This window comes from Pseudomonas sp. NPDC079086, assembly GCF_044542155.1.
Taxonomy (GTDB): Bacteria; Pseudomonadota; Gammaproteobacteria; order Pseudomonadales; family Pseudomonadaceae; genus Aquipseudomonas.
Genome location: NZ_JBITTY010000001.1, coordinates 1,792,259 through 1,806,828, shown reverse-complemented (window position 1 = coordinate 1,806,828; position 14,570 = coordinate 1,792,259). Strand labels below are relative to the sequence as shown.

Annotated in this window: 11 protein-coding genes; 7 read left to right on the top strand and 4 right to left on the bottom strand. The window is 59.4% G+C overall.

The annotated features are described in order from the left end of the window. Nucleotides 1-13 precede the first annotated feature (13 nt). A complete protein-coding gene (locus ACIGEK_RS08470; protein WP_397492853.1) occupies nucleotides 14-1,765 on the bottom strand; it encodes a DUF1302 domain-containing protein in 1,752 nt (583 codons plus the stop codon). Nucleotides 1,766-2,337: 572 nt separating this feature from the next. On the opposite strand from ACIGEK_RS08470, the gene gcvH reads away from it, so the two are divergent. The 5 genes from gcvH (at nucleotide 2,338) to gcvT (ending at nucleotide 9,674) form a co-directional block, all read left to right on the top strand. Further along, nucleotides 2,338-2,721 carry a glycine cleavage system protein GcvH gene (gcvH, locus tag ACIGEK_RS08465; protein WP_397492852.1) on the top strand — a complete coding sequence of 128 codons (384 nt, stop codon included), beginning with the start codon at nucleotides 2,338-2,340 and terminating at the stop codon, nucleotides 2,719-2,721. A 9-nt stretch (nucleotides 2,722-2,730) separates the two neighbouring features. Beyond that, on the top strand, nucleotides 2,731-5,583 hold the full coding sequence (gene gcvP, locus ACIGEK_RS08460) for an aminomethyl-transferring glycine dehydrogenase (RefSeq protein WP_397492851.1): 2,853 nt from the start codon (nucleotides 2,731-2,733) through the stop codon (nucleotides 5,581-5,583). Nucleotides 5,584-5,703: 120 nt separating this feature from the next. Then, a complete protein-coding gene (gene glyA / locus ACIGEK_RS08455) occupies nucleotides 5,704-6,957 on the top strand; it encodes a serine hydroxymethyltransferase (RefSeq protein ID WP_397492850.1) in 1,254 nt (417 codons plus the stop codon). A gap of 103 nt (nucleotides 6,958-7,060) precedes the next feature. After that, nucleotides 7,061-8,437, top strand: a complete 1,377-nt coding sequence (locus ACIGEK_RS08450) for an L-serine ammonia-lyase (RefSeq protein WP_397492849.1) — start codon at nucleotides 7,061-7,063, stop codon at nucleotides 8,435-8,437. Between the two features lie 112 nt (nucleotides 8,438-8,549). Then, the gene (gene gcvT / locus ACIGEK_RS08445; RefSeq protein WP_397492848.1) at nucleotides 8,550-9,674 is read left to right on the top strand and encodes a glycine cleavage system aminomethyltransferase GcvT; all 1,125 of its coding nucleotides are present in this window, start codon (nucleotides 8,550-8,552) and stop codon (nucleotides 9,672-9,674) included. Nucleotides 9,675-9,723: 49 nt separating this feature from the next. On the opposite strand, the gene ACIGEK_RS08440 is transcribed toward gcvT, so the two are convergent. Together ACIGEK_RS08440 and ACIGEK_RS08435 are read right to left on the bottom strand one after the other, a co-directional pair. Continuing rightward, complete coding sequence (locus tag ACIGEK_RS08440) at nucleotides 9,724-10,089, bottom strand: glyoxalase superfamily protein (RefSeq protein WP_397492847.1); 366 nt, start codon at nucleotides 10,087-10,089, stop codon at nucleotides 9,724-9,726. Nucleotides 10,090-10,119: 30 nt separating this feature from the next. After that, a complete protein-coding gene (locus tag ACIGEK_RS08435) occupies nucleotides 10,120-11,250 on the bottom strand; it encodes a M14-type cytosolic carboxypeptidase (RefSeq protein WP_397492846.1) in 1,131 nt (376 codons plus the stop codon). A 231-nt stretch (nucleotides 11,251-11,481) separates the two neighbouring features. Here ACIGEK_RS08435 and ACIGEK_RS08430 point away from each other — a divergent pair, with 231 nt between their 5' ends. Together ACIGEK_RS08430 and ACIGEK_RS08425 are read left to right on the top strand one after the other, a co-directional pair. After that, nucleotides 11,482-12,027, top strand: coding sequence for a tetratricopeptide repeat protein (locus tag ACIGEK_RS08430; protein WP_397492845.1), 546 nt, complete (start codon nucleotides 11,482-11,484; stop codon nucleotides 12,025-12,027). A 692-nt stretch (nucleotides 12,028-12,719) separates the two neighbouring features. Beyond that, the gene (locus ACIGEK_RS08425; RefSeq protein WP_304863260.1) at nucleotides 12,720-12,932 is read left to right on the top strand and encodes a hypothetical protein; all 213 of its coding nucleotides are present in this window, start codon (nucleotides 12,720-12,722) and stop codon (nucleotides 12,930-12,932) included. 58 nt (nucleotides 12,933-12,990) lie between these two features. On the opposite strand, the gene ACIGEK_RS08420 is transcribed toward ACIGEK_RS08425, so the two are convergent. Beyond that, on the bottom strand, nucleotides 12,991-14,493 hold the full coding sequence (locus tag ACIGEK_RS08420) for a helicase HerA-like domain-containing protein (protein ID WP_397492844.1): 1,503 nt from the start codon (nucleotides 14,491-14,493) through the stop codon (nucleotides 12,991-12,993). Nucleotides 14,494-14,570: the final 77 nt, after the last annotated feature.

The window sequence follows — 14,570 nt, the reverse complement described above, 5'->3', positions numbered from 1 at the left end:
TGCACTGCGTTGATCAGAAGTTCACACCAAAGCTCAGGGCAACAAAGTCACGGTCGACGTTGGTGTTGTAATCACCACCAAAGAAGTCGGTGTAACTGAGGCTGGCGTTATAGGTGTTCTGGTAGTCGGCGTTCAGGCCTAGGCTCACCGCCTTACTGCCCTCGCTAAAATTGGGGCCATAACCATCGACGTCATGCGACCAGGCGATGCTCGGCGTTAGGTTTATCCCGGCGAAGACGTTGCTGTACTCGGCACTAGCACGCAGGCGGTAGCCCCAGGAGCTGCTGGTAAAGAAACCATCGTCATTACACTGATCAGGGTTGGCGGTATTCACCCCTGCGGTACAGGTCGTATTGGGGGTGAGCTGACCAATGCCATAGACAGGATCGCGGCCGAAGCGCAGCTCACCCACATCATTGCTGATGCCACTGACGTGGTTGTAACCCACCTCACCCAGCACGGTCAGGCGACTGGCCCCCAGCACCCGGTCGAAAAACTGCACCGCCGTAACTTGCGCCTGGGTCACCGGCTTGCGCACGTAACCGGCAATTTCCTCACCCACTGCATTTCGCCCATGACCACTGGTAAATACCGGTGAGAAACCCTGCCGAAGGGAAGCAAAGGTCATATCAGTGGAGTTAATGCCGATTGGCATATTCGGCCGGTAACTGAGTTCACCCGACAACGCCGTGCCTTCGATATTGGTCTGGAAACTTACGCCATACAGGCGAATATCCTCCGGGTATTCCAGAAAGTAGCGAGCAGCCTGTGGTGCCCCAGTACCAACAATGATGCTGCCGCTCGGGGTACGGCTGTGATAATTCATCGCATACAAGCCGAACTCAGTGTCGTTCAGCGACTCGGCAAACCAGCGCAGGGCAACGCCGAACTGGCCGCTGTCGCGAGCATCACGATCACCCGCGCGCGGAATGAAGACCGGATTACCGGGCGCACCGGTGTTATTTGACGCGTCAGGCGCAACGTCGGCCCCGGCTACAACCAGGCGGTCATTGCAGCCATCGGCGGCCGTGTCGCTGGGTGCAAAGAACGTCCCGCAGTTATCAATAACGGTCTGGTCCCACTCCAGCTGATAGAACGCTTCCATGCTGATGGTGTCGGTCAAGCTCTGCGATACATAGAGCATGTTGACCGGAATCAACCCCTCCTTGATCTCCGCCCCAGGCCGGCGGAATGCTGCAGCATCCACAGGGTTGATCGAGTTGATCGAGTTACCGATAAAAGTACTTTCGCCCCAGCTGACTACTTGCTTACCAACCCGCACACTGCCGGGCATGCTGCCCAGGTTGTAGTTGTGGTAGATGAACGCATCGAGGATTTCCGCTCCTGAGGCCTGCGCCGCAGTCTTGCGATTGTGATCATCGATGTCATACAGCAGGCGGCTTTCATCCTTGGTCTCAAAGTCGTACCAGTACTTGCCGCGAACGAACACACCGGTATCGCCGTACTTGAGTTCAAGGTCATGGATACCCTTGAAGATCTTCGAGAAGGTTTCGCCCTTTTTGAAGTTCAGACGCCCATCATCGTTCGTCTGTGAGGAGGCCTTGCCGCCATTGCGTGTGCCGATGAAATCCGGATCAGCCCCACGCACACTCCAGCTGGCCCCCACCGACAGTGATGAGTCGAACTGCGCTTCGACCTCACCAATATTGAACGTTATGGCCTGGACAGGCGCGACACAGCCAACAGCAATGGCAACCGCCAAAATGCTGGGCTGGAAGATGGCATGTCTTGTTGTTGTTCTCATGCGGCTCTCCTGGAAAGCGGGTTTCGTGTTGAGGCCCCACGCTACCCAGGCGCCTTGAGCGGGATAAGCGCCCGAAAGAGGTATTTGCCCTGTCAGCCGAAAGAGTGAATACACCTCTAAAAAGCCACTCAGCGCCCGGCCCATGGACCATTTCAATGGCGCTTTATAGGGCGGGTGAATGGCCCGGCCGGTTCGGCGGGGGAGTTCACCATGGCTGGCGTTGCAACTCAGGCCGCACTGCAGCGCCAGCAACGGCACTGCAGCGCGGAATCTAACCGGCAACCGTACCGATTTGAATACACCGTATTGAAAGCGACACGAAGCGTTCAACCCGCGACGCTAGAGCCTTTGCGCCGTGCTTTGTGAATGAATTAGCCACACCTGTATCGAAATCGCTACAATCGCTATAAAACCCAGCACCTAAAAACAACTTAAGTTGTTGTTTTTATTGATAAAAATAACAATGGCACCACCCTTGCTATGGTCTTTACACCTTCCGTTCGTGCCCGGCACGAGCGTCCAGCACATCGCCCCCAACAGAAAGGGCGAGTCACCACCCTTGAGGAGTTCACATGAGCGAATTGCGTTTTACCGTTGAGCACGAATGGCTGCGTCAGGATGCCGATGGTCTGGTTACCGTGGGCATCACCGCCTATGCCCAGGAAGCCTTGGGTGACGTGGTATTCGTCCAGTTGCCGGAAGCCCAGAGCTACGTTGAAGGCGCTGAAGTGGCCGTGCTGGAATCGGTAAAAGCGGCGAGCAATATCGCCATGCCGCTGGACGGTGAGGTGATTGAGGTCAATGGCGAGCTAGAATCCAGCCCTGAGTTGGTCAACGAAGATCCCCTGGGCAAGGGTTGGTTCTTCCGTTTCCGTCCGGCCAATGCCAGCGCGGTAGCCGACCTGCTCGATCAGGCCGCCTACGAGCGCCTGCTCAACGCCAATGCTGACGCCTGAGAGATTGCAATGACCAAGCTGACCACCCAGAACGAATTTATCGCCCGGCATATCGGCCCACGTGAGACCGATACCGCCGCCATGCTCGAACTGCTCGGCTATGCCAGCATCGACGCGCTGACTGATAACGTCATCCCCGAGAGCATCAAGGGCACCAGCGTGCTGGGTGCTCAGCCGGGCCTGTCGGAAGCCGACGCGCTGGCCAAGATCAAGGCCATCGCAGGCAAGAACCAGCAATTCAAAACCTACATCGGTCAGGGCTATCACGGCACCCACACGCCAAGCCCGATCCTGCGCAACTTGCTGGAAAACCCGGCCTGGTACACCGCTTACACCCCTTATCAGCCAGAGATTTCTCAGGGCCGCCTGGAGTCTTTGCTGAACTTCCAGACGCTGGTCAGCGACCTCACCGGAATGCAGATCGCCAACGCCTCGCTATTGGATGAAGCCACCGCCGCCGCCGAAGCCATGACCTTCTGCAAACGCCTGTCGAAGAACAAGGCCAGCAACGCCTTCTTCGCCTCCCAGCATTGCCACCCGCAAACCCTCGACGTGCTGCGCACCCGTGCCGAGCCGCTGGGTATTGAAGTGGTGATCGGTGACGAAGCCGCGATTACTGATGCCAGCGCCTACTTCGGCGCGCTGCTGCAGTACCCGGCGAGCAATGGCGATATCTTCGACTATCGCGAACTGGTTGAGCGCTTCCACGCGGCCAACGCGCTGGTCGCTGTCGCCGCTGACCTACTGGCCCTGACCCTGCTCACCCCACCCGGCGAGTTCGGTGCCGACGTAGCCTTGGGCAGCGCCCAGCGTTTCGGCGTACCGCTGGGCTTCGGTGGCCCACACGCGGCCTACTTCGCTACCCGCGATGCATTCAAGCGCGATATGCCAGGCCGCCTGGTCGGCATGTCGATCGACCGCTTCGGCAAGCCGGCCCTGCGCCTGGCCATGCAGACCCGCGAGCAACATATCCGCCGCGAGAAAGCCACCAGTAACATCTGTACCGCCCAGGTGCTGCTGGCCAACATCGCCAGCATGTACGCCGTCTACCACGGCCCGAAAGGCCTGACGCAGATTGCCCAGCGCACTCACCAGTTCACCGCAATCCTGGCCAAAGGCCTGCGCGCCCTGGGTTACAGCGTTGAGCAGGAATTCTTCTTCGACACTTTGAGCCTGGCAACCGGCAGCAAGACCGCTGCTCTGCATGCAGCGGCGCGCAAGGCTGGGATCAACCTGCGTGAAATCGATGGTGAGCGTCTGGGCCTGTCCCTGGATGAGACCACCGATCAAGCAGCCGTCGAAGCGCTGTTGGCGGTATTCGCCGACGGCAAGGCTGTTCCAGCCTTCGCTGAACTGGCTGCCGACGTGCTCGCCCAGCTGCCAAAAGGCCTGTTGCGCGAATCGGAAATCCTCAGCCATCCCGTATTCAATCGCTACCACAGCGAAACAGAGCTGATGCGTTATCTGCGCAAGCTGGCCGACAAGGACCTGGCGCTGGACCGCAGCATGATCCCGCTGGGTTCCTGCACCATGAAGCTCAACGCCGCCAGCGAAATGATCCCGGTGACCTGGGCCGAATTCGGCAACCTGCACCCCTTCGCTCCAGCAGAGCAGAGCCAGGGTTACAGCCAACTGACAACCGAACTGGAAGCCATGCTCTGCGCGGCCACCGGCTATGACGGTATCTCCCTGCAGCCAAACGCCGGCTCCCAGGGCGAGTACGCCGGTCTGCTGGCCATCCGTGCTTACCACCACAGTCGCGGCGACGATCAGCGCGATATCTGCCTGATCCCGCAGTCGGCCCACGGCACCAACCCGGCGACCGCCAGCATGGCCGGTATGCGCGTGGTGGTAACGGCGTGCGACAGCAGCGGTAACGTCGATATCGCCGACCTCAAGGCCAAGGCCGAAGAGCACAAGGATCGCCTGGCTGCCCTGATGATCACCTACCCGTCGACCCACGGCGTGTTTGAGGAAGGCATCCGCGAAATCTGCCAGATCATTCATGACAACGGCGGCCAGGTGTATATCGACGGTGCCAACATGAATGCCATGGTCGGCCTCTGTGCCCCGGGCAAGTTCGGCGGCGACGTCTCGCACCTGAACCTGCACAAAACCTTCTGCATCCCGCACGGTGGCGGTGGCCCAGGTGTTGGCCCGATTGGCGTCAAAGCGCACCTGATTCCATTCCTGCCTGGCCACGGCCATATGGCCCGTAAAGAAGGTGCAGTCAGCGCCGCGCCGTTCGGCAGCGCCAGCATCCTGCCGATCACCTGGATGTACATCAGCATGATGGGCGGTGAGGGTCTCAAGCTCGCCTCGCAGATGGCCATTCTCAACGCCAACTACATCGCCCGCCGCCTGGAAGAGCACTACCCCGTGCTGTATTCGGGCAGCAACGGCCTGGTGGCGCATGAGTGCATCCTGGATATCCGTCCGATCAAGGACAGCAGCGGCATCAGCGTTGACGATGTGGCCAAGCGCCTGATCGACTTCGGTTTCCACGCCCCGACCATGTCCTTCCCGGTGGCCGGCACGCTGATGATCGAGCCGACCGAAAGCGAATCCAAAGAAGAACTGGACCGCTTCTGCGACGCCATGATCGCCATCCGCGAGGAAATTCGTGCAGTGGAGCGTGGTGAACTGGATGCCAACGACAACCCGCTGAAAAACGCCCCACACACCGCGCTAGAACTGGTCGGTGAGTGGACTCACGGCTATAGCCGCGAACAAGCGGTGTACCCGACCGCCACGCTGATCGAAGGCAAGTACTGGCCACCGGTCGGCCGCGTCGACAACGTGTTCGGCGACCGCAACCTGATCTGCGCCTGCCCGTCCATCGAGGCGTACCAGGACGAGTGATAACAGCCCGCGGCCCGGAGCGCATCCGGGCCGCGGGGCTGCTTTCTCCCCCAAATTTCGACTCACCCCTACCCGGGGCGGGTTAGTTGCACCCCAAAACAATAAGCGAGGGACCTCACCATGTTCAGCAAGCACGACCAACTGCAAGGCTACGACGACGCCCTACTCGCCGCGATCAACGCCGAAGAGCAGCGCCAGGAAGACCATATCGAGCTGATTGCCTCGGAGAACTATTGCAGCCAGCGCGTCATGCAGGCGCAAGGCAGCGGCCTGACCAACAAGTACGCCGAAGGCTATCCGGGCAAGCGTTACTACGGCGGCTGTGAACATGTAGACAAGGTCGAAGCCCTCGCCATCGAGCGCGCCAAGCAGCTGTTTGGTGCAGACTACGCCAACGTACAGCCGCACTCCGGCTCGTCCGCTAACAGCGCGGTGTATCTGGCGCTGATTAATGCCGGCGATACCATCCTCGGCATGAGCCTGGCCCACGGCGGCCACCTGACCCACGGCGCCAAGGTGTCGTCCTCCGGCAAGCTGTACAACGCGGTGCAGTACGGCATCGATGAGCAGGGCCTGATCGACTACGCCGAAGTCGAGCGCCTGGCGCTTGAGCATAAGCCGAAGATGATCGTCGCCGGTTTCTCCGCCTATTCACGCACTCTGGATTTCGCCCGCTTCCGCGAAATCGCCAACAAGGTCGATGCCCTGTTGTTTGTCGACATGGCCCACGTTGCTGGCTTGGTCGCCGCCGGCCTGTACCCCAATCCGATTCCGTTTGCCGATGTGGTCACCACCACCACCCACAAAACCCTGCGCGGCCCACGTGGCGGTTTGATCCTGGCCAAGGCCAACGAGGCTATCGAGAAGAAACTCAACTCCGCCGTATTCCCCGGCAGCCAGGGCGGCCCGCTGATGCAAGTGATTGCAGCCAAAGCCGTATGCTTCAAAGAAGCGCTGGAGCCAAGTTTCAAGGCCTACCAGCAGCAAGTCATCGACAACGCCCAGGCGATGGCTGAAGTGTTCGTTACGCGCGGTTTTGATGTGGTCTCCGGCGGCACCGACAACCACCTGATGCTGGTCAGCCTGATCAAGCAGGGCCTCACTGGCAAAGCTGCTGATGCGGCTTTGGGCGCAGCACATATCACGGTCAACAAGAACGCCGTACCGAATGATCCGCAGTCGCCATTTGTCACCTCCGGCATCCGCATCGGCACTCCGGCAGTTACCACTCGCGGCTTCAAGCAGGGTGAGTGCCGCACCTTGGCTGGCTGGATGTGTGACATTCTCGATGAGCTGGACAACCCAGCGGTGATTGAGCGCGTCCGTGGTCAGGTTGCAGAGCTGTGCGCAACCTTCCCGGTCTACGCTGACTAAATAACAGCTGCTTTTGCTGAACGCAGGCGCGGGCAACAGGCGCGGTTACAAGCCGCGCTGTACCCACGCCGACCTACAAGGTTGGCTAAGAGCCGGAGATAGCATGTCACTCAGCGTTTTTGACTTATTCAAGATTGGTATAGGCCCGTCCAGTTCGCACACGGTGGGCCCCATGCTCGCAGCCCTACGCTTTGCCGAAGGCCTGCGCCGCGATGATTTACTGAGCAGTACCGACAGCATCAAGGTCGAGCTATACGGCTCCCTCGGCGCCACCGGCAAGGGCCATGGCAGCGATAAAGCCGTGCTGCTCGGCCTGGAGGGCGAGCAGCCCGATACGGTCGACACCAACAACGTCGATGCCCGCCTGGCGGCAATCCGCAGCACCGGCGAGCTCAACTTGCTTGGCGAAAAGCCGATCCGCTTTGTCGAAAAGCAGCACCTGGCGATGATTCGCAAGCCACTGCCCTTTCACCCCAATGGCATGATCTTTCGCGCCTTCGACGCCGCTGGTTTGCAGATTCGCTCACGCGAGTACTACTCGGTGGGTGGCGGCTTTGTGGTGGATGAACAGGCCGCCGGGGCCGACCGTATCGTCGAAGACACCACCCCGCTGCAATACCCCTTTACCACCGGCAAACAACTGCTCGCGCATTGCGCCGAACACAACCTGTCAATCAGTCAGGTGATGCTGGCCAACGAAGCCGCCTGGCGCCCGGAAGCGGAAACCCGCACGCGCCTGCTGCATATCTGGCAAGTGATGCAGGACTGCGTCGAGGCGGGTTGCCGTAACGAAGGCATCATGCCCGGCGGCCTCAAGGTCAAACGCCGCGCCGCCGCCCTGCACCGCCAGCTATGCAAGCACCCTGAAGCCAGCCTGCGCGATGCCCTGAGCGTGCTCGACTGGGTCAACCTCTACGCCCTGGCAGTGAACGAAGAAAACGCCAGCGGTGGCCGCGTGGTCACCGCACCAACCAATGGCGCGGCCGGTATCGTGCCGGCGGTGCTGCATTACTACAGCCGCTTTATTCCCAGTTCCAACGACGACGGCGTGGTGCGCTTTCTACTCACTGCTGCCGCGATCGGCATTCTCTACAAAGAAAACGCTTCGATCTCTGGTGCCGAAGTCGGCTGCCAGGGCGAGGTCGGCGTGGCCTGCTCGATGGCAGCCGGCGCTCTGTGTGAGGTACTCGGCGGTAGCGTTAACCAGGTGGAGAACGCTGCCGAAATTGGCATGGAACATAACCTCGGCCTGACCTGCGATCCTATTGGCGGCCTGGTCCAGGTGCCCTGCATAGAACGCAACGCCATGGGTTCAGTGAAAGCAATTAACGCCGCGCGCATGGCCCTGCGTGGTGATGGCCAGCACTTCGTCTCGCTGGATAAAGTGATCCGCACCATGCGCCAAACTGGCGCCGACATGAACAACAAGTACAAGGAAACCGCTCGCGGCGGCCTTGCTGTGAATATTGTCGAATGCTAAAGCCAACAACCATACAACCCTGTAGGAGCGAGCTTGCTCGCGATGCTTTTCGCAAAAAATCGCGAGCAAGCTCGCTCCTACAAAAGCAACCTATACAGACATGGAGAACCGCATGACCACTGAAACCCTGGCGAAAACCCCACTACATGCCCTGCACCTCGAACTCGGCGCACGTATGGTGCCCTTCGCCGGTTATGACATGCCGGTGCAATACCCACTGGGCGTTATGAAGGAACATCTACACACCCGCGACCAGGCTGGCCTGTTCGACGTGTCGCACATGGGCCAGATCATCCTGCGTGGCGCAAATGCTGCCCAGGCGCTGGAAAGCCTGGTGCCGGTGGATATCATTGACCTGCCAGTAGGCATGCAGCGTTACGCCATGTTCACCGATGAAAACGGCGGCATCCTTGACGACCTGATGGTCGCCAACCTGGGCGATGACACCCTGTTTCTGGTGGTCAACGCTGGCTGTAAAGACCAAGACCTGGCCCACCTGCAGAAACACATCGGCAGCCAGTGTGAGATCGAAAGCCTGTTCGAAGCCCGCGCCCTGCTCGCCCTACAAGGCCCGAAAGCCGTCGACGTATTGGCGCGCCTGGCCCCAGAAGTTGCGCAGATGACCTTTATGCAATTCGCCCCCGTGCGCCTGCTGGGCGTGGACTGCTATGTCAGCCGTTCCGGCTACACCGGTGAAGATGGCTACGAGATTTCGGTGCCAGCTGAACACGCTGAAACCCTTGCACGCAGCCTGCTGGCCGAAGCAGAAGTCGAGGCCATCGGCCTCGGCGCGCGCGACTCATTGCGCCTGGAAGCCGGCCTGTGCCTGTATGGCCACGACATGAGCACCAGCGTTACGCCAATCGAAGCCAGCCTGCTGTGGGCCATGTCCAAGCCGCGCCGTGCCGACGGTGCTCGCGCTGGCGGCTTCCCGGGTGCCGAATGCATCTTCGCCCAGCAGCAAGCCGGCGTAGCCAGCAAGCGCGTTGGCCTGCTGCCGCAAGAGCGCGTACCTGTGCGTGAAGGCGCGGAAATCGTCGATGCCGACGGCAACGTGATTGGCACTGTCAGCAGCGGCGGCTTTGGCCCGACATTAGCGGCACCGGTTGCCATGGGTTATGTACAGAGCAGCCATATCGCTCTGGATAGCGAAGTCTGGGCCATGGTGCGCGGCAAACGCGTTGCCATGAAAGTTGCCAAGACTCCGTTTGTGCCACAACGCTACTACCGCGGCTAATCACCCAGTGCGCTGCGCCGGCCGCTTGGCCGGCGCAGGCTATTCGCACCTACGGCGTGCGGATATCGGTAAAAATCAGTCGATTGCCAAACGGATCCATTACCGGCATGTCGCGCCCCCAGGGCTGCGCCGAGATGCCGGGCCGTGCATTGACATAAGCCCGCGCAGTCAGCTCGGCATGCAGAGCATCCAGATCATCAACACTGATGCGCAGCGCCGCACCGGGGCAGCAATCGCCATGGTGCTCGGACAGGTGCAGCACGCAACCATCGCGCGACACTTGTAGATAGAGCGGCAAGCCCGGCTCGAAGCGGTGCGACCAATCTTCGCTGAAGCCGAGAAACTCGCAGTAAAACGCCCGCGCCTTGGCTTCATCAAAGCTGCGCAGAATTGGAATGGGGGCGGCCAGCTGCATTGGGTTTTCTCTTAATGGGTTAAAACGCGATTAGCGCAGTTCTCCGACCATCGCTGCTGCCACGCTCAGCACATCCTTACCCAGCTGCATTGAACGGGCTCCATTCCAGCCAGTGTGTGGATTGGGCCGATCGTCGTGGTCCTTAAACGGCATTTCGATGGTGAACGCCAGGCAATCGAACTCCATGCCTACTGCGTTACAAGCCAGGGTGGTATTGGCCTGGCCAAACTGGTCGGGGGTATAACCGAAGGTGGTCTGGAACTCGGCGTCGTTATCGATCAGCAATTGGCGGAACTGCTTTTCCAGACGCTCCAGACGCGGGCTGTAGCCCGGATTACCTTCGCAGCCGGCGGTAAACACATGAGGGATTTCCTCATCACCGTGGATATCCAAAAACAGATCAACGCCCACGGCGCGCATCTGCTGTTGGACGAAATACACCTCAGGACTTTCCGCCTCGCTGGCCGACTGCCAGGCGCGGTTAAGGTCGCACCCAGCGACGTTGGTACGCAGATGGCCACGGAAGGCGCCGTCCGGGTTCATGTTAGGCACCAGATACAGATCAGCCTGCTCCAACAGGGCATTCAGCTCGGGGTCATCACGCTGTTGCAGGCGCTCAAGCAACCCCTGCATAAACCACTCAGCCATATGCTCGCCCGGATGCTGCTGGGCGATCAGCCAGATCTTGCGCTGCGCCTGCGGGTTGCGGCTGATGCGCAGCAACTCGATTGGCCGACCTTCAATGCTCTTACCCGTGGCAAACAGCTCAGCGCCAGCCAGGCGTTGCGCATCCTCGATCAGAAGCGCATGACGCTCGCGGCTGTAGGGCTCGAAGTAGGCGAACCAGATCTGTTCATGTTGCGGCTCGATGTCGAACTTCAGCGCCCCCTCTTCAAAACGGCTGGGCACACGGAACCAGTCGCGCTGATCGTAGGAGGCCACAGCGTGGTAACCGCTCCAGGCATCCTTGTAAGACGACTGCCCAGCATTACCTAGGCTAAAGCCATAACGCTGCCCAGGCTGCAAGCCATCAACCTTGAAGTGGAACCACTGAAAATGCCCACTGTTGAGATCCGGACGAATCGCCAGCAATACCTGCTGCGGGTTGCTAGCGTCGATGACCTCGATATTGCCGCTGTCGAAGTTAGAACTGATCTGCATGGATACCTCGAAGGCCTGGAAGCATGGAGAGACGCGAAGATGACCAAGAATCGCAGCTCTGGCGCGCAGACGAAACGCTACAGGCGACAAACTGATATGGATTCTGCAACCTGTAGCCGCTGAGCTGATTTGCGGGACACTCGCACGACGCAACTCATCGGCGCGCCGATAGTCATCTGCTTACCTGCTGTGCTCGACACCTTCGCCTTGCTTTATGTCCGGGAGAAACACATGGCTACACCAATAAACCTACGCTACCTGATGCCTGCACTGCTCTGCACCAGCCTGCTGCTCGGCGGTTGTGCCAGCAAACCCACAGATCAACAAGTCAGCAGCCCGAGCCAGCAAACAGAGCAGCCCGTTGTATCAAGCGCCACCGAGGCCAACCTGCGCAGCCAGGCCAATCGCGGCGATCTCGATAGCCAGTTCCAGCTCGGCAGCCTGTACTTCGTCGGCAAACCGAAAAAAGACCTCAAACAGGCCGAGTACTGGTGGAAGTTGGCTGCCGACAAAGGCCACGCCATGGCAGCAGTCAGCCTGGCCTACTTGTATACCGGCCGCGACAACCCGGATTTCAACAACCCGGCAGAGATGCTCAAGTACCTCAACCAGTCCGCCGCCGGCGGCAACCCGATGGCTCAGCACATCCTCGGCAACCTCTACCTGCGCGGCGAACAAGGCGTACCACTGGATGCCAACCAGGCCAGACGCCTGTTCACCAGTGCCTGCCAGCAGAACTACAGCGCCAGTTGTCACGCACTGGAAAATACGCCTTAACCCAATATTTAACGGCGCTTGCAGGTTCTGCGAACAGCACAGTTACAGCGAAAAACTCGACGCACCACCAGCAACACATTTTCGCAACCAAGGTATTAGCTCGCACCGATACGCACTATTTGCCATCTTGTTCTGCAGCACTACTTCGGAGGCCAAGAGCCTGTACTTGGTAACCGAGCAGTAACTACCTTTCAGTTATTCGCACGGTGCAAGTGCCAGCGGCGCCCAGCCCGAAAGAGTTAATGCCACATGCTGACTCTTGCAGTAGCGCCGCCGTACCCTGGCGCCTTACTCTGCAGCAGGCCAAAGATGGCGAGGTGGATGGTATTTTCGCCGTAATGCAATCTCCCGCGCAGTATCAGGCGTTCAATCGCGGACTGAGCCCGCTACGTAATAACGGCCAGTTTGCAACCATTGCGCAACACCATGGTCTACTGCCTACTAATTAAGCAGGCTGGACATTTAACTTGGCTTCGCCATAATTGCTGGGCGCAGCATAAATCGTCCTTTAATAAATCTGACAATTCGCTCAGATAACCCAGAGTTAAAGGGCGAACCAGCACGGCAATAGTCATTGCAACTATTCGCCACGCTTAATAAATGCGCGAGCTAAAACTGTTTGGCCGTCTCAGGTGACCAGACCATATGCCTGGCATCCAGCCAATATTCTGTTCAAAACCATGGGTAACTACGTGACGAAAGACGAACTGCGCGCCGAACTCGAGCGCCAGGCGCAGCGTTACAAGGATGTATACGGCGGGGAAGTGATTACCTACGCCGCTCAGCCGGACCCCGAGCGCAAGCCGTGGCGCAAGAAGGCTAACCTTCTCGACCAAGCGTTTGAAAAAGAGCTGGTAAAAATCGAAAAAGAGTTGCAAACCAAGGCAGACGAGGCATCTGGCTAACGCCCCGCCACCTTGATGTCAGATCACGCGGCCATCCCTGATCGGGATGGCCGCTGACTCAGCGCCCCTTACCACCCATCAACGAACCCAACAGACCGCGTACCAGTTGCCGACCAATCTGATTGGCCGCCTGGCGCATGGCCGTTTTCATCACCTGACTGGCAAGACCGCCAAGCAACTCACCGGCCGCACCACCTATACCGCTACCGGCCTCAGCCTTTTTGCTAACAACGCTCGGTTTACTCTGCTCGGCCTGCTGGGCGGCGATCTTTTCGGCGCGGGCAGTCAACAACTCGTAAGCCGACTCCCGATCAATTGGTTTGTCGTAACGTCCCCGCAAAGGCGACTGCTGGATCAAGGCCGTTCGCTCAGCCTCGCTCAGTGGCCCGATACGCGATTGCGGCGGTGCAACCGCCACCCGCTGCACCATGGCGGGCGTACCTTTAGCTTCCATAGTGCCTACCAGCGCCTCGCCAATACCGAGTTCAGTCAGTACAGCTAACGTGTCGATAGCCGGGTTAGGGCGAAAGCCTTCGGCGACCGCACGCAGCGATTTTTGCTCTTTCGCGGTAAAAGCACGCAGGCCATGCTGAATACGTAAGCCAAGCTGAGCGAGCACATCATCCGGCAAGTCGCCCGGCGATTGGGTGACGAAATACACCCCCACACCTTTAGAGCGGATCAACCGCACCACCTGCTCCAACCGTTCCTGCAAGGCCTTCGGTGTTCCAGCAAACAGTAGGTGCGCTTCGTCGAAGAACAGCGCAAGCAGCGGTTTGTCGGCGTCACCGCGTTCCGGCAGCTGCTCGAACAGCTCGGCCAGCAGCCAGAGCAGGAAAGTCGCGTAGACCTTCGGTGCTTCATGCACCAGACGACGGGCGTCGAGCAGGTGGATGCGCCCACGACCATCCCGGTCCGGATGCAGAATGTCTTCCAGCTGCAGGGCTGGCTCGCCAAACAGCGCCTCGGCGCCCTGCTGCTCCAGGCCGGCCAATTTGCGCAATAAGGCTTGTGATGAGGTGGAAGTAAATAACGCGCTGTCTTCGCCCAGCGCCTCGGGATGACTTTTCAGATGTGCCAGCAGCGCCTTGAGGTCTTTCAGATCAAGTAGCAATAAACCTTCGCGGTCCGCCACCTTGAATGCAGCGTAGAGTGCGGCTTGCTGGCTGTCGGTCAGTTCCAGTAGCGCACCGAGCAGTAAAGGCCCCATCTCGCTCAGCGTGGTACGCAGCGGATGGCCACTCTTGCCATGCACATCCCACAGAGTTACCGGGTAGGCGGTCGGCTGGTGATTGAGCCAGGGCATGCTGGCGATACGCTCAGCCACCTTGCCCTGCGGCGCGCCGGCAGCACCCAGGCCGCAAAGATCACCCTTCACATCGGCGGCAAATACCGCCACGCCAGCATCGCTGAAGGTTTCGATCAAGCGCTGCAGGGTCACCGTTTTGCCAGTGCCCGTCGCACCGGCAATCAGTCCGTGACGGTTGGCTAGACGCAACGCCTGCCCCACCGGCAGCCCATCAAGACCGGCCCCTACAATAAATTGATCGGTTTGCGCCATCTTGCCATCTCCTTAGTTAAAGCTTTACTGCAAGTAGGCCGACATAGTCAGCATCGCCGCATTGCCGCATCAGCGGC

What these genes read in the sequence shown, in the direction of transcription:
- ACIGEK_RS08470 (WP_397492853.1), bottom strand. Translation starts at nt 1,765, where the DNA reads ATGAGAACAACAACAAGACATGCCATCTTCCAGCCCAGCATTTTGGCG.
- gcvH (WP_397492852.1), top strand. Translation starts at nt 2,338, where the DNA reads ATGAGCGAATTGCGTTTTACCGTTGAGCACGAATGGCTGCGTCAGGAT.
- gcvP (WP_397492851.1), top strand. Translation starts at nt 2,731, where the DNA reads ATGACCAAGCTGACCACCCAGAACGAATTTATCGCCCGGCATATCGGC.
- glyA (WP_397492850.1), top strand. Translation starts at nt 5,704, where the DNA reads ATGTTCAGCAAGCACGACCAACTGCAAGGCTACGACGACGCCCTACTC.
- ACIGEK_RS08450 (WP_397492849.1), top strand. Translation starts at nt 7,061, where the DNA reads ATGTCACTCAGCGTTTTTGACTTATTCAAGATTGGTATAGGCCCGTCC.
- gcvT (WP_397492848.1), top strand. Translation starts at nt 8,550, where the DNA reads ATGACCACTGAAACCCTGGCGAAAACCCCACTACATGCCCTGCACCTC.
- ACIGEK_RS08440 (WP_397492847.1), bottom strand. Translation starts at nt 10,089, where the DNA reads ATGCAGCTGGCCGCCCCCATTCCAATTCTGCGCAGCTTTGATGAAGCC.
- ACIGEK_RS08435 (WP_397492846.1), bottom strand. Translation starts at nt 11,250, where the DNA reads ATGCAGATCAGTTCTAACTTCGACAGCGGCAATATCGAGGTCATCGAC.
- ACIGEK_RS08430 (WP_397492845.1), top strand. Translation starts at nt 11,482, where the DNA reads ATGGCTACACCAATAAACCTACGCTACCTGATGCCTGCACTGCTCTGC.
- ACIGEK_RS08420 (WP_397492844.1), bottom strand. Translation starts at nt 14,493, where the DNA reads ATGGCGCAAACCGATCAATTTATTGTAGGGGCCGGTCTTGATGGGCTG.